The organism is Azorhizophilus paspali, assembly GCF_043587585.2.
GTDB lineage: Bacteria > Pseudomonadota > Gammaproteobacteria > Pseudomonadales > Pseudomonadaceae > Azotobacter > Azotobacter paspali.
In genome coordinates this window covers 2,223,668-2,241,657 of record NZ_CP171449.1, presented here as the reverse complement: position 1 = coordinate 2,241,657, position 17,990 = coordinate 2,223,668, and the positions used below count along the sequence as shown (strand labels likewise).

The 17,990-nt window shown below is 64.0% G+C and carries 13 protein-coding genes, 2 tRNA genes and 2 pseudogenes; 14 read left to right on the top strand and 3 right to left on the bottom strand.

Annotated features, from left to right (window positions below):
- The first annotated feature begins 31 nt into the window (after nucleotides 1–31).
- The gene (gene gorA / locus ACGI6K_RS10725; RefSeq protein WP_376943709.1) at nucleotides 32–1,390 is read left to right on the top strand and encodes a glutathione-disulfide reductase; all 1,359 of its coding nucleotides are present in this window, start codon (nucleotides 32–34) and stop codon (nucleotides 1,388–1,390) included.
- A gap of 21 nt (nucleotides 1,391–1,411) precedes the next feature.
- On the opposite strand, the gene ACGI6K_RS10720 is transcribed toward gorA, so the two are convergent.
- A complete protein-coding gene (locus ACGI6K_RS10720) occupies nucleotides 1,412–1,879 on the bottom strand; it encodes a copper chaperone PCu(A)C (RefSeq protein ID WP_376943711.1) in 468 nt (155 codons plus the stop codon).
- A 240-nt stretch (nucleotides 1,880–2,119) separates the two neighbouring features.
- On the opposite strand from ACGI6K_RS10720, the gene ACGI6K_RS10715 reads away from it, so the two are divergent.
- The 5 genes from ACGI6K_RS10715 (at nucleotide 2,120) to ACGI6K_RS10695 (ending at nucleotide 5,540) form a co-directional block, all read left to right on the top strand.
- A tRNA-Ser gene (locus ACGI6K_RS10715) sits at nucleotides 2,120–2,209 on the top strand.
- Nucleotides 2,210–2,339: 130 nt separating this feature from the next.
- Entirely contained in the window at nucleotides 2,340–2,984 is a 645-nt protein-coding gene (gene gacA, locus ACGI6K_RS10710) for a response regulator transcription factor GacA (protein ID WP_376943713.1), read from the top strand.
- Nucleotides 2,984–4,807: an excinuclease ABC subunit UvrC gene (uvrC, locus tag ACGI6K_RS10705; RefSeq protein ID WP_376943715.1), complete on the top strand. Its 1,824-nt coding sequence runs from the start codon at nucleotides 2,984–2,986 to the stop codon at nucleotides 4,805–4,807. The genes gacA and uvrC overlap by 1 nt, the downstream gene beginning before the upstream one ends.
- Before the next feature lie 33 nt (nucleotides 4,808–4,840).
- A complete protein-coding gene (gene pgsA, locus ACGI6K_RS10700; RefSeq protein ID WP_376943717.1) occupies nucleotides 4,841–5,401 on the top strand; it encodes a CDP-diacylglycerol--glycerol-3-phosphate 3-phosphatidyltransferase in 561 nt (186 codons plus the stop codon).
- A 63-nt stretch (nucleotides 5,402–5,464) separates the two neighbouring features.
- A tRNA-Gly gene (locus tag ACGI6K_RS10695) sits at nucleotides 5,465–5,540 on the top strand.
- Nucleotides 5,541–5,559: 19 nt separating this feature from the next.
- On the opposite strand, the gene ACGI6K_RS10690 is transcribed toward ACGI6K_RS10695, so the two are convergent.
- Nucleotides 5,560–5,817 carry a hypothetical protein gene (locus ACGI6K_RS10690; RefSeq protein ID WP_376943719.1) on the bottom strand — a complete coding sequence of 86 codons (258 nt, stop codon included), beginning with the start codon at nucleotides 5,815–5,817 and terminating at the stop codon, nucleotides 5,560–5,562.
- A 96-nt stretch (nucleotides 5,818–5,913) separates the two neighbouring features.
- Here ACGI6K_RS10690 and ACGI6K_RS10685 point away from each other — a divergent pair.
- Nucleotides 5,914–6,000: pseudogene (locus ACGI6K_RS10685) on the top strand (LysR family transcriptional regulator); the annotation flags it as partial.
- A 110-nt stretch (nucleotides 6,001–6,110) separates the two neighbouring features.
- On the opposite strand, the gene ACGI6K_RS10680 reads toward ACGI6K_RS10685, so the two are convergent.
- The gene (locus tag ACGI6K_RS10680; RefSeq protein WP_376943721.1) at nucleotides 6,111–7,040 is read right to left on the bottom strand and encodes a LysR substrate-binding domain-containing protein; all 930 of its coding nucleotides are present in this window, start codon (nucleotides 7,038–7,040) and stop codon (nucleotides 6,111–6,113) included.
- Between the two features lie 102 nt (nucleotides 7,041–7,142).
- Between ACGI6K_RS10680 and ACGI6K_RS10675 the strand changes: the two genes are divergently transcribed.
- From ACGI6K_RS10675 to ACGI6K_RS10645, 7 genes and pseudogenes are all read left to right on the top strand, one after another.
- A complete protein-coding gene (locus ACGI6K_RS10675; protein ID WP_376943723.1) occupies nucleotides 7,143–8,264 on the top strand; it encodes an NADH:flavin oxidoreductase in 1,122 nt (373 codons plus the stop codon).
- Between the two features lie 15 nt (nucleotides 8,265–8,279).
- Nucleotides 8,280–9,036 (top strand): annotated as a pseudogene (locus tag ACGI6K_RS10670) (LysR family transcriptional regulator); the annotation flags it as partial.
- Nucleotides 9,037–9,629: 593 nt separating this feature from the next.
- Nucleotides 9,630–12,647, top strand: coding sequence for an oxygen-sensing cyclic-di-GMP phosphodiesterase DosP (gene dosP / locus ACGI6K_RS10665; protein WP_435576112.1), 3,018 nt, complete (start codon nucleotides 9,630–9,632; stop codon nucleotides 12,645–12,647).
- A 226-nt stretch (nucleotides 12,648–12,873) separates the two neighbouring features.
- Nucleotides 12,874–14,553 carry a urocanate hydratase gene (gene hutU, locus ACGI6K_RS10660; protein ID WP_376943727.1) on the top strand — a complete coding sequence of 560 codons (1,680 nt, stop codon included), beginning with the start codon at nucleotides 12,874–12,876 and terminating at the stop codon, nucleotides 14,551–14,553.
- A 91-nt stretch (nucleotides 14,554–14,644) separates the two neighbouring features.
- Nucleotides 14,645–15,856, top strand: a complete 1,212-nt coding sequence (hutI, locus tag ACGI6K_RS10655; protein WP_376943729.1) for an imidazolonepropionase — start codon at nucleotides 14,645–14,647, stop codon at nucleotides 15,854–15,856.
- Complete coding sequence (gene hutG / locus ACGI6K_RS10650) at nucleotides 15,849–16,658, top strand: N-formylglutamate deformylase (protein ID WP_376943731.1); 810 nt, start codon at nucleotides 15,849–15,851, stop codon at nucleotides 16,656–16,658. Before hutI ends, hutG begins: the two co-directional genes overlap by 8 nt.
- 196 nt (nucleotides 16,659–16,854) lie before the next feature.
- Entirely contained in the window at nucleotides 16,855–17,970 is a 1,116-nt protein-coding gene (locus ACGI6K_RS10645; RefSeq protein WP_376943733.1) for a branched-chain amino acid ABC transporter substrate-binding protein, read from the top strand.
- The last annotated feature ends 20 nt before the right edge of the window (nucleotides 17,971–17,990 follow it).

Sequence of the window (17,990 nt, the reverse complement as noted above, 5' to 3'; positions counted from 1 at the left end):
CCTGCCGGTTCGTGAAAGGGGAGAGGGGCTCATGGCCTACGATTTCGATCTGTTTGTCATCGGCGCTGGTTCCGGCGGCGTACGGGCGGCCCGTTTCGCCGCCGGTTTCGGGGCGAAGGTGGCGGTGGCCGAAAGTCGCTATCTGGGGGGGACCTGCGTGAACGTTGGCTGTGTGCCGAAGAAGCTCCTGGTCTATGGCGCGCACTACGCCGAGAACTTCGAGCAGGCGCGTGGCTACGGCTGGAGCCTGGGCGAGACACGTTTCGACTGGGCCGGCCTGATCTCCAGCAAGGATCGCGAGATCCAGCGCCTGAACGGCATCTATCGCAAGCTGCTGACGGACAGCGGCGTCACTCTACTGGAGGGGCATGCGCGGCTGACCGATGCGCATGGCGTGGAGGTGAACGGGCAGCGCTACAGCGCCGAGCACATCCTCGTCGCGACCGGCGGCTGGCCCGTAGTGCCGGACATTCCGGGGCGAGAGCACGCCATCACGTCCAATGAGGCTTTCCATCTGCCGGCATGCCCGGAACGGGTGCTGGTGGTGGGCGGGGGCTATATCGCGGTGGAGTTCGCCTCGATCTTCCACGGGTTGGGGGCCAAGACCAGCCTGCTGTACCGCGGCGAGCTGTTCCTGCGCGGCTTCGACGCGGCGGTCCGCGAGCATCTGCGCGACGAGATGCTCAAGCGCGAACTGGACCTGCAGTTCAACGCCGATATCGCCCGCATCGATCGCCAGGCCGACGGCAGCTTGCGGGCCACCCTGCGGGATGGGCGCAGCCTGGAGACCGACTGCGTCTTCTATGCCATTGGGCGCCGGCCGATGCTGGATGACCTAGGGCTGGAGGAGATCGGGGTCGAACTGGACGAGCGGGGCTACATCCGGGTCGACGAGCTGTACCGCAGCAGCCAGCCTTCCATCCTGGCCATCGGCGATGTCACCGGCAACGTCCAGCTCACGCCGGTGGCCCTGGCCGAGGGCATGGCGGTCGCCCGCCGCCTGTTCAACCCCGAGCAGTACCGACCGGTCGACTATCGCCTGATTCCGACGGCGGTGTTCAGCCTGCCGAACATCGGTACCGTAGGGCTGACCGAGGAGCAGGCGCGCAAGGCCGGATATCAGGTGAAGATCTTCGAAAGCCGCTTCCGGCCCATGAAACTGACCATGACCGACAGCCAGGAGCGCAGCCTGATGAAGCTGGTGGTGGATGCCGCTTCCGAGCGGGTGCTGGGCTGCCACATGGTCGGCCCCGAGGCCGGCGAGATTCTCCAGGGGCTCGCCGTGGCGCTCAAGGCGGGCGCCACCAAGCAGGTGTTCGACGAGACGCTGGGCATTCACCCGACGGCGGCGGAGGAGTTCGTCACCATGCGCACCCCCGTAGACCAGTGACGGGGCGCCGTGCAGTCTGAGTCAGTGGTGCTCGTGCCCAGCGCTGGCGGGAGCATCGCTGCGGACTTCGACCTCGATCTCGACCTTGCCGGCCTTCTCGAACTCCAGAGTCAGGGGAAAGCGCTCGCCGGCCGCGAGCGGTCGTTTCGGCTTGAAGATCATGATGTGATGCCCGCCGGGAGCGAGCTTCACTGCCGTGCCGGCGGGCACCTCGATCGAGTCGATGCGTTGCATGCGCATGACTTCGCCCGTCCTGAGATGGGTGTGCAATTCGGTTTTCGCCGCATTCGGAGTATCGGCGCCCGTCAGGCGATCTGCTGTCAGGCCACCGTTTTTCACGGTGAAATAGACGGCACCGGCCGGCGCATTCGGCGGCAATGCCCGCGACCAAGGGGTATCGATTTGCAATTCGCCTACCCGATACTCCGTGGCGAGAACCGCGCTGCAAGAGAAGATGAGTAGGGAAGTGGACAAAAGACGGGCGAACATCAGGCAACTCTCCGCAAGGACGAGATCGAAAAACTTAGCATGCCGAGTCGGCATGTAGTATCCATCTCCGATTCTTTTCATCGTCATCGTTATTCTTCAGCGTGTTGACCGTCATTTGCCGGGCACAAAATGAAAATTCGGGCTATTTCATATTTATTGCCCAGTTATCCGGAGATCACCTGAAAACAACTGTTTGACACTCGAAGGTGATCCGGTAAGAATTGCCGTCCGCACTTACGCGGAGGTGTGGCCGAGTGGTTTAAGGCAGCGGTCTTGAAAACCGCCGAAGGGGAGACTCTTCCGTGAGTTCGAATCTCACCGCCTCCGCCACCTACTGGTCGAGTCGACCGGCTTGCCCACCTCGCAGGTGGCTGGCCGATTCTCCTGACGGTTCGGCCCTAGCCGAATGCATTCCAGGCAGGTTGCTCGTAGTCTGTGCCGACACGAAACGAGGTGTCTGTTGATTAGGGTGCTTGTGGTCGATGATCACGATCTGGTCCGCGCTGGCATCACTCGGATGCTGGCCGATATCGACGGCCTGCAGGTCGTCGGACAAGGCAGCTCGGGCGAAGAAGCCCTGAAGAAGGCGCGCGATCTCAAGCCCGATGTGGTCCTGATGGATGTCAAGATGCCCGGCATCGGCGGCCTCGAGGCGACTCGCAAGCTGCAGCGCAGCAATCCCGACATCAAGGTGATCGCGGTGACGGTATGCGAGGAGGACCCGTTCCCCACGCGTCTCATGCAGGCCGGGGCGGCCGGCTACCTGACCAAGGGTGCGGCTCTCGACGAGATGGTTCAGGCCATTCGCCAGGTCTTCGCCGGGCATCGCTATATCAGTCCGCAAATCGCCCAGCAACTGGCCCTGAAGGCCTTCCAGCCGCAGCAGAGCGGTTCTCCCTTCGATCTGCTCTCCGAGCGGGAGATCCAGATTGCCCTGATGATCGCCAATTGCGAGAAGGTGCAGAGTATTTCCGACAAGCTCTGTCTCTCGCCGAAAACGGTGAACACCTACCGCTACCGCATCTTCGAGAAACTTTCCATCAACAGCGACGTGGAGCTGGCGCTATTGGCCGTGCGACACGGCATGGTCGACGCATCCAACTGATGGGGAATGCCTTCGACGATGCGGCTTTTCTGGCTCACTGCAGCAGTCATCCCGGCGTCTACCGGATGTTGGATGCGAAAGGCGAGCTGCTTTACGTCGGGAAGGCCAAGAATCTCAAGAAACGCTTGGCCAGCTATTTCCGCACGAGCGGGCTGGCGCCGAAGACGGCTGCCTTGGTGGCACGGATAGCCCAAGTCGAAACCACCATCACCGCCAACGAGACCGAGGCGCTGCTGCTCGAGCAGACCCTCATCAAGGAGTGGCGGCCGCCGTACAACATCCTGCTGCGCGACGACAAGTCCTATCCCTATGTGTTCCTGTCCGATGGCGCCTTTCCCCAACTCGGTATCCACAGGGGAGCTAAGCAGCGGAAGGGACGCTATTTCGGTCCCTATCCCAGTGCTGGTTCAATACGCGAAAGCTTGGGCCTTCTGCAAAAGGCTTTTCAGGTCCGCCAGTGCGAAGACAGCTACTTCAGAAACCGGACGCGCCCCTGCCTGCAGTATCAGATCGGGCGTTGCAAGGCTCCCTGCGTCGGTCTGGTCGAGCCGGCCGAATATGCCGAGGATGTACGTCATTCGGTGATGTTTCTCGAAGGGCGCAGCAACGCCCTGGCCGAGGAGCTTTCCGCCGCCATGGAGCGGGCGGCTACCCGCCTGGATTTCGAGCGTGCCGCCGAGCTGCGTGACCAGATCGCTCTGCTGCGCCGAGTCCAGGATCAGCAGAGCATGGAGGGGGGCAGCGGCGACGTGGACGTGTTGGCTGCTGTGGTCAAGCCCGGTGGCGCCTGCGTCCATCTGATCAGCGTGCGTGGAGGACGCGTGCTGGGCAGCAAGAACTTCTTCCCGCAGGTGGGGATCGAGGAGGAGGTCGGGGATGTCCTGGCAGCCTTTCTCGGCCAGTACTACCTGGCCAACCCGGAGCGCGATCTACCCGGCGAAATTATCGTCAATGCCACGCACGAAGACTTCCCTGCGCTCATCCTGGCCTTGACGGAGCAGCGGAGCCGCGAGCTGCATATCCGCCATCGGGTACGCGCCACGCGGGCGCGCTGGCAGCAGTTGGCGGTTGCCAACGCGGAGCAGGCGCTGTCCGCGCGCCTGGCCCATCGTCAGCATCTGACGGCTCGTTTCGAGGCCCTGGCCGAAGCGCTCGACCTGGATGCTCCGCCCCTGCGCATGGAGTGCTTCGATATCAGCCATTCGAGTGGCGAGGCGACCGTCGCCTCCTGCGTGGTATTCGGACCCGAAGGCGCCTTGAAGGGCGAGTATCGTCGCTACAACATCGAGGGCGTCACCGCCGGCGATGATTACGCCGCCATGCAGCAAGCGTTGACCCGCCGTTTTGGCAAGTTGCAAGAAGGCGAGGGCAAGCTTCCCGACATTCTCCTGGTGGACGGCGGCAAGGGACAACTGGCGATCGCGCAGGAGGTTTTGCAGGAGCTGGCGGTACCGGACCTGATCCTGCTCGGTGTGGCCAAGGGCGTCACCCGCAAGCCCGGTCTGGAAACCCTTTATTTGAACGATGCCGCCCACGAATTCACATTGCCGGCCGATTCGCCGGCCCTGCATCTGATCCAGCAGATCCGCGATGAGGCCCACCGTTTCGCCATTACCGGGCACCGGGCACGACGGGGCAAGGCACGGCGTACCTCCAGTCTGGAGGAGGTTGCCGGGGTAGGGCCGAAGCGCCGACGCGAACTGCTCAAGTTTTTCGGCGGGCTCCAGGAGCTTTCCCGGGCCAGCATCGATGAAATCGCCAAGGCTCCAGGGATCAGCAAAAAGCTCGCCGATTCGATTTATGCGGCCCTGCACAGCGAGTAGAATGCCCGCTGACTTCGTAGCCCAGCCGTGCCGATGAACATCCCCAACATTCTGACAATTCTGCGTGTTTTGCTGATCCCAGTTTTCATTCTGTTGTTCTATCTGCCGTTTACCTGGAGCTACTTGGCAGCTAGCGCCGTGTTCACTTTTGCGGCGGTGACCGACTGGTTCGACGGATATCTCGCCCGTCGCCTGCAGCAAAGTACTCCCTTCGGCGCCTTTCTCGATCCCGTGGCGGACAAGTTGATAGTCGCCGTGGCGCTGGTGCTGCTGGTCGGCGAACATGCCAATCTCTGGCTGACCCTGCCGGCCATCATCATCATTGGTCGCGAAATCATGGTATCGGCTTTGCGCGAATGGATGGCCGAACTGGGTGCCCGGGCCCAGGTTGCGGTTTCGAACCTGGGCAAATGGAAAACCACTGCGCAAATGGTGGCCCTGGTCCTGCTTCTGGCCAATCCTCCGCAACTGACCTTCTGGGTCGTCCTTGGCTATGCGCTGTTAATCGTCGCCGCGGCACTCACGCTATGGTCCATGACCCAGTACTTGTTGGCTGCCTGGCCCCATCTGAGCACCACGGCCGGAAAGAAATGAGTTTTCGAATCAAAAGGTTGACGGAAAGTCACGGTTCTATAAAATAGCGCCCGTCGTTAAGACGCGGGAATAGCTCAGTTGGTAGAGCACGACCTTGCCAAGGTCGGGGTCGCGAGTTCGAGTCTCGTTTCCCGCTCCAATATTCTTGTCCATGGGCTTCACTGATATCCATGGATGATTGCAAGCAGGGTCGAAGTCATTGTTCTTCGGCCCTTTTTGTTTCTGGTGACGTCCCTATATACATCCACGCCATTTAAGTCCATTTTTTGAACCGCACTCGCGGTGGATGGGCCTGCTTCCAGGCCGTTCGCATGGATGTTTCGATCCGGGCTTTTTGCTCTTGATGAATGCATGGGACTTACGGACTTGTGCTGGCGGATGAGTTGCGTGGCCTGCAGGCCGTCGGTGCCGGGCATGTGTACATCTATCGGCATGGTGCTGGTAAACCGCATCGCCCCGGAGCGGGCGACGGACCTGGACGCATGAGTTAGCGGCGTACGAGGCAGCTGTCTCTGGAACTTCGCCATCTTCGCTGCTTCCTGGCCGTCACCGAGGAACTCCATTTCGCCCATACTGCCGAGCGGGTGCACATCAAGCAGTTGTCGCCATCGGGCAGTTCAGAGCGCTTTGGCAATAGCCTGAGTGAAACGCCTTCCTGCTGCGACAACCGCGCAGGGATGGCAAGGGAATGGCAACCTGGTTCCTGAACTCAATGCTTGCTCAGGCACTGCTGCCGCAACACCTCCGCCGTGTCCTCGACCTGCCGCCGCATCCACTGCATGGCCGGATCGGCGACGCTGCGTGCCGGCCAGGCAAAGGCCACGTCGAACGGCGCTGCATCCACCGGCGGTTTGAACAGACGCAGCGCATGGCTCTCGGCATAGCCGCGGGCGATGCACTCGGGCACGGTCATGACCAGATCGGTACGCGCAACCACGGCCGGCGCCACCAGGAAATGCGGGAAGGTCAGCACGACGCGGCGGCTGCGGCCGAGCGCCGCCAGCGGTTTGTCCACCACGCCCGGCACGCATCCCCGGTTGGACACCAGCGCGTGGTCCTCGGCCAGAAAGGCATTCAGCGTGACCCTGCCACGGCCCAGGCGCGGATGGTCGGCGCGCACCAGCGACAGGTAGTGCTCGGTGAACAGCCGCTGCATATGGCGATGGCCGCGCAGGCTGTCGGCATCCCCCACCGCCAGATCGACTTCGCGGGCAGCGAAGCGTTCCTCGAAGCGGCGATCGAACGGCAGGATCTCCAGCACGATGCCCGGCGCGCGCTGACGCAGGCTGGCTGCCAACGGCGTCAGCATCACCAGCGTCGCGTAGTCGTTGGCCAGGATGCGGAAGCGGCGCGTGCTGGTAACGGGATCGAACGCATCGACAGGCGCGAAAGTGCGGGCGATCTCGTCGAGCAATGCCGAGACGCGGGGCTTGAGTTCCTCGGCGCGCGCCGTGCGAACCATCGCATTGCCACGCCGCACCAACAGCGGGTCGCCCAGCACATGGCGCAACCGCGCCAGCGCGGCGCTGGCCGCCGGCTGGCTCAGGCCCAAGCGGTGCGCAGCCCCGGACACGCTGGGTTCGGCCAGCAGCGCATCCAGCGCCTTGAGCAGGTTGAGGTCCAGAGAAGCTATATCCACCTAACGGATTCCACGAATACACGACATCTATTTGAAAGATACCCCGGATCGCCTTACTTCGACAGCAGGTGCTTTTGCCTGCTGCCCCCTATGAGGCTTCCCATGACCGACTTCGTGCATCCGTCCGTGGCTCCCTTGTTCCAACCGCTCGTTCTTGGCCGCATGCGACTGCCTAACCGCATCGTGATGGCGCCGATGACACGACAACGTTCCCCCGATGGCGTGCCGGGACAGGACGTGGCCGACTACTACCGACGCCGCGCCGAAGGTGGCGTCGGCCTGCTCATCACCGAAGGGACATTCATCGACCATTCCGGCGCGAATGCTTTCCCCGATGGCCCCGATTTCTTTGGCGACGCCGCGTTGGCCGGCTGGCGGCGGGTGGTCGAAGCCGTGCACGGGGCGGGTGGACACATCATTCCGCAACTCTGGCACTGTGGGCCGGAGCGCCGCCCCGGCTTGCCGCACGACCCGTCCGTGCCAGGCTTCGGGCCGGTCGAAGTCCGTGACGGAAACGGACAGGCATTGGTCAAGGCGATGACGGACGAGGATATCGCCGACGTGGTGGCATCCTATGCACGTGCCGCAGCGCAGGCCGAGGCGCTGGGCTTCGATGGCGTGGAGATTCATGCCGCGCACGAGTTTCTGCTCGATACCTTCCTGTGGGCGTGCAGCAATGCGCGAACCGATGCTTACGGCGGCACGCTGGAAAAGCGGCTGCGCCTAACACTCGAAGTCGTGCAGGCCGTGCGCCGTGCCGTGAGCGCGGACTTCCCGGTGCTGCTGCGCTTCTCGCAGTTCAAGCGCAGCGACTATGCGGCTCGCATCGCCGATACGCCCGAGGAACTGGGGCGCATCCTGAAACCACTGGCTGATGCCGGTGTCGATGCTTTCCATGCCAGCACACGGCGCTTCCAGGAACCGGCTTTTGCTGGCTCGCCATTGAGCCTGGCCGGCTGGGCACGCCAGCTCACCGGCAAACCGGCCATCGCCGTCGGCAGCGTTGGGCTGCATGGCGCCATCGGCAAGGACCCCGGGGCTGAATCATCCACGCCGGACGATCTGCAAGCCGTGGTCGAACCTGTCGCCGCTGGCGAATTCGACCTGATCGCCGTTGGGCGGGCGCTGCTGGCCGATCCGAAATGGGCAGACAAGGTGCGGCAGGGGCGCTTCGGTGAGTTACGCGGCTATGACGCCGCGATTCTCGAACGCTCCTTGTTCTAATGGATGGGCGGCGATATGGAACTACGGCACCTGCGTTGCTTCCTGGCCGTCGCCGAAGAACTGCACTTCGCCCGCGCGGTGGAGAAGCTGCACATCGAGCAGTCGCCGCTGTCGCGTGCCATCAAAGAGCTGGAGGAAGAATTGGGCGTGGTGCTGTTCGCCCGCACCACGCGCAGCACGCGGCTGACCCGGTGCGGGCAAGCTGTTCCTCGATCACGTGCCGCGAGTCTTCGCCGCCTTGCAGCAGGCCCGCGACAGCGTGAAAGCTGCCGCCAATGGCTTCCACGGCCAGTTGCGCATCGCCCTGTCCGACGGCATCACGCCGTCGCGGTTGCCGGCCTTGCTGGCGCTGTGCCGGCAGGAGGAACCCAAAGTCGAAATCCGTCTTTTCGAGGTGCCACTGGCGCAGCAGATCAAGGGGCTACACGACGACCTGTACGACGTGGGCTTTGCCCGCGCCGATGAAGTCGGCGATGGCATCGTCGCTGCGCCCGTCTGGAGTGACCCGCTGATGGTGGCCGTGCCGGCGCGCCATCCCTTGCTGGCCCACAAACGTATCCCCTTGGAAGAACTGCTGCGCTATCCGCTGGTGCTGTGCGACCCGGTAGCGTGCGAAGGCCACGCGTGGCAGGTGGATCGCATACTGCGCCGTGTGGACGTGGAACCGCTGGTGGCCGAGCGAGTGGCGACCTGCGATCTGATGATGGTGCTGGTCTCCGCCGGTTTCGCCCTGGGGCTGACGGGCGCCGCGCACATCACGGCCAGCCGGGAATTTTTATGACACAGTAAGATTAGCTGTCTGCGCTTCCCGAATTGGATAAAGCCATATACCGGCAAAGCGGTCCGATTCTTTAATCCTGGTGCGCTATCGCGCCGGCATGCCTTGCCGGGTCTGGCCGCAGAGCATGGGCGAAGTGCACTGGAAACCGCGCCATCGCCGATTGGAGCAATCCGAAGGGACCTGCCGGCAGATGCGGACCCGTGCGGCAGCTTCAGGCCGATGTTGGCGCCAGCGTGGTTTTCGACACCTGCGTGAGTTTCGGCTGGGAGCTTCTTGCCTTGGCCTCTTTTTCACTTTTCCCTTGCCGAACTTTTTGGCGGCAATAAGGGAGGGGCGGCAACGGATAAATTGGTCAGTCGCTGTGCCGATAGCAAGATTGGGCATCTTGTCGGGTTTGGAAACCGCCTATTTGTTCGAGGCAGGGAGCTGCATATGTTGTATTTTTATACTAGCAAAAGGCCACTTTGTCTGTTTTCTTGATAGTGGGACGGATTGCCTGCGATGTGTGTCGCCATCCGGAGTTGGCCTCTCCGAATTGTTGCGGTTGCTGTGATTCGCACTGCATGGAGCGAGTGTTGATAGTGATGGGGAATGTGATCGTTGAAGTCGAAGATGTTCCACTTGCCGCGCTGGATCGGTCCGCACTAGTTACCGCGCTGATCGACGAGCGAAACCGCGTGGTGTTTTTCAGTCAGGCTGCGGAGCGGCTATGGGGGCTCGGGCGCGATGAAGTGCTGGGGCGGGACGCGGGGCTGGTGCTGTCGCCGGGGCTTTCCAGCAGGGGCGACATGCCGTCTTCCGGTCCCGATCTTCCCGGCTCGGGACAGACTCTGGCCGTGAAGTGCCGGGACGGTCGGCAGATAGGCGTTTTTTTCTCTCGGTCGGCCATCGAGATCGATGGCCGGCTCTTCCATCTGCTCGTGGCGCTGTCCCCTGAGGGCATGCCCGATGGAGTCATGGGTAGGACGAATCGCCAGTTGTTTATGGCGATCGATCATACCGACCAGCCAATGCTGGTCTTCAATGCGCAGCGCCAGATCGTGCACGTGAACCGTGCCTTCACCGAATCCTTTGGCTACGAACTCGGTGAGGTACTCGGCCTGGAGCCGATGGCTGTCTTTCTCAGCCCGAATGTGTCCGCCGAGGACCTTGTACGGTACCGGGGCCTACCATGGGGACGGGAGCGGTTCCAGACGGAAATGCTAGTCCGGCGCAAGAATGGAAGCGACTTCTGGGTTCACATATCGAGTTCGCCATTCGATGGCGACGAGGTCGATGAACTGAATGGCTACTCGGTGGACATATTGGCCGACATCACCGAGGAGTGGCAGATTCGTAGCCTCGAGCATGAAGTACTGGAGGCCCTGACCAGTAGCCTGTCGTTCGAGGAGGTGGGCAACTGCCTATGCCGTTGCATCGAAGCCATTGCACCGGGAGTAATCGCTTCGGTGTGGCGGATCGCGGAAGGGCGTATCCGGCCATGGGCCGCGCCGCAATTCCCACCTGAGTGCCGCGCCGCCTGGGATGGCGTGGAGATCGGCGAAGGAGTGGGAAGCTGCGGTACGACCGCTTATCGCGGCGAGCCGGTGGTGGTTCGCGACATCGCTTCCGACACTTTGTGGGCGTCGTACAAACACCTGATCCTGCCCTATGGCCTGCGGGCTTGCTGGAGCTATCCGGTGAAGCGGCGCGACGGTAGCGTGGCCGGTACCTTCGCCTTCTATTTCAGGGAGGGGCGCGGGTCCGATTCCTATCTGGAACGCATCGCCGAAGCCAGTGTGCATCTGTGCGTGTTGGCGATCGAGCGGGAGGAGGATCGCCAGCAGATGAACCGTCTGGTTCAACTCGACACGCTGACCGGCCTGCCCAATCGTAGCCATCTGCTGCGTCGCATCGATGAGCTGCTGGTATCGGCGACATGGGGCGACATCGCTTGCTTCAATCTGGGACTGGACCGTTTCAAGGATATCAACGAGGCACTGGGTCATGCCGAAGGCGATCAGGTACTGGTGGCGATGGCCAACCGGCTTCAGCGGCATCTGAGGCCCGGTCAATTCCTCAGCCGCTCGGAGGGTGACCTGTTCGTCATTGTCGCGCCTGATTGTGATGTCCACGGCGCATCACTGATGGCGGAACGACTCCTGCAAACCGTCGCCGAGCCGATTGTTGAGGTCGGCGGTCATGCGTTGAACCTGTCCGCCAGCGTGGGTATCAGCCTCTACCCGGAGGGTGGCCAGGATCGGGATGCCCTGCTCGCCAACGCCAAGAGCGCGATGTACCGCGTCAAGCGAACGGGCGGTGACGGCTACCAGTTCTTCATCCCGGAAATGAACCGTGCGCTGCGAGATCGCTTGTTGCTGAGTGCCGCGCTCAAGCGTGCCATCGCCAGTAATGGCCTGAGCCTGCACTATCAACCCCAGGTGTATACCGTGAGTGGCGAACTGTACGGTTTCGAGGCGCTGGCGCGCTGGCACGACGACGAGTTCGGCGAGATTCCACCGGCGAAGTTCATCGGCCTGGCCGAAGAGACGGGCCAGATCGAGGCCATCGGCCGCTGGGCTCTGCGTGAGGCCTGTCGGCAACTGGCCGAGTGGCGGAAGGCGGGAGCCATAGTACCGACGGTGTCGGTCAATCTGTCGCCGATCAACTTCCATAGCCGGGATCTGCCGGAGTTCGTGGCCGGCTTGTTGCACGAGTTCGCATTGTCAGGCCCCAGCCTGACCATCGAGATTACCGAAAGCACGATGATGGCGCTGACCCCGGAGATGCTGGATATCGTGCACGGCATCCGTTCGCTCGGAGTCGGTTTGTCGGTGGATGATTTCGGCACCGGCTTTTCCAGTTTGTCCAACCTCATCAATCTGCCGGTAACCGAAGTCAAGATCGACCGCAGTTTCATCGACAAGTGCCTGGAGGAAAACCGCCTGCAATCCCTGGTGGCGGCAGTAGTCGGAATTGGGTTCAGCCTGGACCTCACCGTCGTGGCCGAGGGGGTCGAGACCCGCGAACAGCGCGACCTGCTCAGCGAATACCGTTGCCCGGTGCTCCAGGGCTACATTTTTTCGCGCCCCATGAGCCCCTGTGAGGCCTTCAAATGGCTTTTTGAGGGAGGGGGCGAGCCCTTGGAGGGCTGCCATAGGAGCTTGCAGAGGGATTCCTTGTGGTTTCGAGAGGAAGTCGTGAAGTCTTGGCTGAAGGTGTTCTACCCGGTATTGCCCCGAGTCCTCGATGCGTTGCCTCTCGCCGTGTCGTGGGCTGCGATACCGGGTGCCCATATCCAGTACGGCAATCGGGCGTTCGACCAGTTATTCGGCTACCCGTCCGGTCATTTCCAAACGGCGAACCAACTGATCGAGGAAGCCTACATTCATGAACGACAGCGCGACCTGTTGCGCAGACTTTGGAACGATTTCGCGTTACCGAGCGATGCGTCGGGGCTGATGAGTATTCCCGAGGTCGAGGTCGACATCCTGGCTGGGGACGGTCAGATGCGGACAGTGCTGCATTGGGGGTTGATCCTGCCCGAGCAAAGGGTGGCGATCGCCTTTTACAAGGATATATCCGACTTCAAGCGCGATAGCCGGCTGCTCTCGATCCGCTGACCAAGGTCGCCAACCGGCGCGGTCTGCAAGACTGGTGGCGCAACGAAACCTCGCGAATCGCCGCCCGGCCCGGCGCCATTCGCCGCGGTTCGCGGAGTCGTGTCGGCGGGCGGAAAGGGCCGGCCAGCGGTCGGGCGCCATCGATGCGCCTCCATCCGCTGGCCCGCCGACTCTTGGCGACTATGCTTGAGGCATGTTCCGGCGATCCAGGCGTGAGGATGCCCCCATGCGCGAAGTCTTCCACAAGTACCGCGACATCGAGATCCGTGCCCCGCGCGGCACCGCTCTGAACGCCAAGAGCTGGCTCTGCGAGGCACCGCTGCGCCTGTTGATGAACAACCTCGATCCCGAGGTAGCGGAGAACCCGAAGGAATTGGTGGTCTACGGCGGCATCGGCCGGGCGGCGCGCAACTGGGAGTGCTTCGACAGAATCGTCGAGTGCCTGAAGAACCTGGAGGAGGACGAAACCCTGCTGATCCAGTCGGGCAAGCCGGTGGGGGTGTTCCGCACCCAGCGCGATGCGCCGCGGGTGCTGATCGCCAACTCCAACCTGGTGCCGCACTGGGCTACTTGGGAGCACTTCCACGAGCTGGATGCCAGGGGCCTTGCCATGTTCGGGCAGATGACCGCCGGCAGTTGGATCTACATCGGCAGCCAGGGCATCGTCCAGGGCACCTTCGAGACCTTCGTCGAGGCCGGCCGCCAGCATTACGGCGGCGATTTGCGTGGGCGCTGGCTACTCAGTGCGGGCCTGGGCGGCATGGGTGGCGCTCAGCCGCTGGCGGCGACCCTGGCCGGGGCCAGCGCGTTGCTGGTCGAGTGCCAGCAGAGCCGTATCGACTTCCGCCTGAAGACCGGCTACCTGGACGAGCAGGCGCGCGACCTGGACGACGCCCTGGCGCGCATCGCCCGCTACCGCGGCGCAGGGCGGGCCGTGTCGGTCGGCCTCTGTGCGAATGCCGCGGACATCCTGCCGGAGCTGGTGCGTCGTGGTGTGCGCCCGGACTTGGTCACCGACCAGACCAGTGCCCATGATCCGCTCAACGGCTACCTGCCCAGAGGCTGGAGCTGGGTCGAGTACCGCGAGCGTGCATCCCGCTCGCCGGCGGCGACCGTCGCGGCGGTCAAGCGCTCGATAGCCGAGCATGTGCAGGCCATGCTGGCCTTTCACGAACTGGGTGTGCCGGTGTTCGACTACGGCAACAACATCCGCCAGATGGCCAAGGACGAGGGCGTGGAGAATGCCTTCGACTTCCCCGGCTTCGTGCCGGCCTATATCCGTCCGCTGTTCTGCCGGGGGATCGGTCCGTTCCGTTGGGTGGCGCTGTCGGGCGAGGCCGAGGACATCCACCGCACCGATGCCAAGGTCAAGGAACTGATCCCCGACGATCCGCACCTGCACCGCTGGCTGGACATGGCCCGCGAGCGTATCTGCTTCCAGGGACTGCCGGCGCGCATCTGCTGGGTCGGCCTCGGCCAGCGCGCCCGGCTCGGGCTGGCCTTCAACGAGATGGTCCGGCGCGGCGAACTCAAGGCCCCGGTGGTCATCGGTCGCGACCATCTCGACTCTGGTTCGGTGGCCAGCCCGAACCGCGAGACCGAGGCCATGCGCGACGGCTCGGACGCGGTGTCCGATTGGCCGCTGCTCAATGCCCTGCTGAATACGGCGAGCGGTGCCACCTGGGTGTCCCTGCACCACGGCGGCGGCGTCGGCATGGGCTACTCGCAGCACGCCGGGGTGGCCATCGTCTGCGACGGCACGGATGAGGCCGCGGCACGCATCGCCCGCGTCCTGCACAACGATCCGGCCAGCGGGGTGATGCGCCACGCCGATGCCGGCTACTCGGAAGCCATCGCCTGTGCCCGCGAGCGAGGCTTGAAGCTGCCGATGCTGGGGGACGCCTGATGGGGCGTCAGCGCGGTGCATCGCCCTCTTCCGGGCCTGGGAGAGGGGAGAAACACGGATCGATTCATAAGCGCCGGAGGGGACGAGGGCGATGACCGACACCCGTTGCTGGTTCCACTGCCATGCCGCCACCATGAAGGGCGGTCACTACTCGGTGATCGAGGATGCTGCGATCCTCGCTCGCGGCGAGCGGATCGCCTGGATCGGCCCGCGCGATGTCTTGCCGCCCGGCGATTGCCAAGCCGTCGACCTCGGCGGCGCCTGGGTCACGCCGGGGCTGATCGATTGTCACACCCATCTGGTGTTCGCCGGCGAGCGCAGCGCCGAGTTCGAGTTGCGTTTGGAAGGTGCCAGCTACGCCGAAATCGCCGCCCATGGCGGCGGCATCCTCAGCACGCTGCGCGCCACCCGGGCAGCCAGCGAGGAGCAGTTGCTCGACGGCGCGTTGCGCCGCGCCCGCCAGTTGCTGCGCGACGGGGTGACCTGCCTGGAGGTGAAGTCCGGCTATGGCCTCGACCTGCCCGGCGAGCGCAAGCAGTTGCGCGTCGCCCGCCGGCTCGCCGAGCGCCTGCCGCTGACGGTGCGCACTACCTGCCTGGCCGCCCATGCCGTGCCGCCGGAATACGCCGGGCGCGCCGACGCCTATATCGAGCATGTCTGCACCGAGCTGCTCCCAGCGTTGGTCGACGAGGGCCTGGTGGATGCGGTGGACGCCTACTGCGAGCATCTGGCCTTCTCGCCGGAGCAGGTCGAGCGGCTGTTCCGGGCCGCCGAGGCTCTGGGCCTGCCGGTCAAATTGCACGCCGAGCAGCTTTCCGCGCTGGGCGGGACGCGGGTCGCGGCGCGCCACCGGGCGTTGTCCGCCGATCATCTGGAATACGCTGGCGAGGCGGACGTCGTCGCCTTGGCGAAGGCGGGCACGGTAGCCGTGCTGCTGCCGGCGGCCTTCTACCTGCTCGACGAGAGCCGCCAGCCGCCGGTCGAGGCGCTGCGCCGGCACGCCGTGCCGATGGCCCTGGCCAGCGACCTCAACCCCGGCACCGCGCCGGTGCTGTCGCTGCGCCTGATGCTGGCCATGGCCTGTACCTCCTTCGGCCTAACCGCCGAGGAGGCCCTGGCCGGGGTCACCCTGCACGCGGCCCGCGCCCTCGGCCTGGCCGACGACCATGGCAGCCTGGAGCCGGGCAAGTACGCCGATTTCGTCGCCTGGGACATCCATCGTCCGGCCGAGCTGGCCTACTGGCTGGGCGGCGAGCTGTCCAGGCGGATCGTCTTTCACGGAAAGGAAGTCAGCCATGGATGAAGTCCTGGAGTTCAGTCGCGGCCGGACGCCGCTGTTGATCGGCATGCCCCACGCCGGCACCCTTCTTACTCCCGAAGTCGAGGCCGCCCTGGTGCCGGCAGCCCGCAGCCTGCCGGACACCGACTGGCACCTGCCGCGGCTCTACGATTTCGCTGCCGGGCTGGGCGCGAGCCTGCTGGCGGGGCGCTATTCACGCTACGTGGTGGATCTCAACCGTCCGCCGGACGACAGCCCGCTGTACGCCAGTGCGACCACCGGGCTGTTCCCCACGACCTTGCTCGACGGCACGCCGCTGTTCCAGCCGGGTAGGGCGCCCGCTACCGCGCTGCGCGCCGAGTATCTGCAGCGCGTCTGGCGGCCCTACCACGAAACCCTGGCGGCCGAGCTGGCGCGGCTGAAGGCGGAGTTCGGCTATGCGCTGCTGTTCGATGCCCACTCGATCCGCGCCGTGGTGCCCTGGTTGTTCGAGGGCCGGTTGCCCGACCTCAACCTGGGCACCCATTCCGGTGCCAGTTGCGATCCGCGCCTGGCCGAGCGGCTGATGGCGGTGTGCGCGGCGGCCGAGGGATACGGTTGCGTGCTCGACGGGCGCTTCAAGGGTGGCTACATCACCCGCCACTACGGCTGGCCGGAGCAGGGCATCCATGCCGTGCAATTGGAGCTGGTCCAGTGTCGCTACATGGAGGAGCAGGAGCCTTTCCGCTACCGCGAGGATCTCGCCGGGCCGACCCGCGGCGTACTGCGCGCACTGCTGGAGGCCATGCTGGCCTGGGGCTGGGAACAGGGGCACCGCAGCCGGTGATGTGCGACGGTGCGCCGTCGACGCCTTGTAAGTCATTGTTTAAACTCGCCGACGTCCTTCATGCGAGTGTGCCTTTGCCGCTCGCGTATCTATTTTCCCGGACTTCCGTTGGACAACCGCCGGGGCCCGGATGCGGCGGACCGCGCGTCTCGCTGAAAACGATCCCCAATACTTCAATAACAAGGAGCTTCACTTCATGACGATGGTGCGAAAAGGAATCCTGGCTTTCGCGGTCTCGGCCGCGCTGGGCTTGTCCCCGGCGCTTCGGGCTGACGTGCTGATCGGCGTCGCCGGCCCGCACACCGGATCCAATGCCGCCTTCGGCGAACAATACTGGCGTGGCGCCAGCCAGGCCGCGGCCGACATCAACGCCACCGGCGGGATCAACGGCGAGCCGGTCAAGCTGATCAAAGGCGACGATGCCTGCGAACCGAAGCAGGCCGTGGCTGTGGCCAACCGGCTGGTCGACCAGGACAAGGTCGCTGCGGTGATCGGCCACTTCTGTTCTTCCTCGACTATTCCGGCCTCCGATGTCTACGACGAGGCGGGCATCATCGCCATCACCCCCGGCTCGACCAACCCGCAGCTCACCGAGCGCGGCCTGACCGGCATATTTCGCATGTGCGGCCGCGACGACCAGCAGGGCCGGGTCGCCGCCGACTTCATCGTCGACACCTTGAAAGGCAAGCGCGTGGCGGTCATCCACGACAAGGATACCTATGGCCAGGGTATCGCCAACTCCGCCCGCGCCCAGTTGGCCAAGCGCGGCGTCAGTGCCGTGCTCTACGAGGGCCTGACCCGTGGCGAGAAGGATTTCAACGCGCTGGTCACCAAGCTGCGCGGCGCCAACGTCGATGTGGTCTACTTCGGTGGCCTGTACACCGAGGCCGGCCCACTGTTACGGCAGATGCGCGAGCAGGGGCTAACCGCCAGCTTCGTTTCCGATGACGGTGTCGTCACCGACGAACTGGTCACCACCGCCGGCGGTCCGCAGTACGTCAAGGGCGCCTTCATGACCTTCGGCGCCGACCCGCGCAAGCTCCCCGAAGGCCAGGCACTGGTCGAGAAGCTGCGCGCCACCGGCTACGAGCCGGAGGGCTATACGCTGTATGCCTACGCTTCGCTGCAGGCGCTGGCCGCGGCCTTCAACGCCACCGGCGGGACCGACTCGGAGAAGGCTTCCAAATGGTTGAAGAGCCATCCGGTGACGACCGTGATGGGAACCAAGGAATGGGATGACAAGGGCGACCTGAAGGTCAGCGACTACGTCATTTATGAGTGGGACGACCAGGGCAAGTATCATCAGAAGTGACGCCGCCCCGGCCCGGCGTA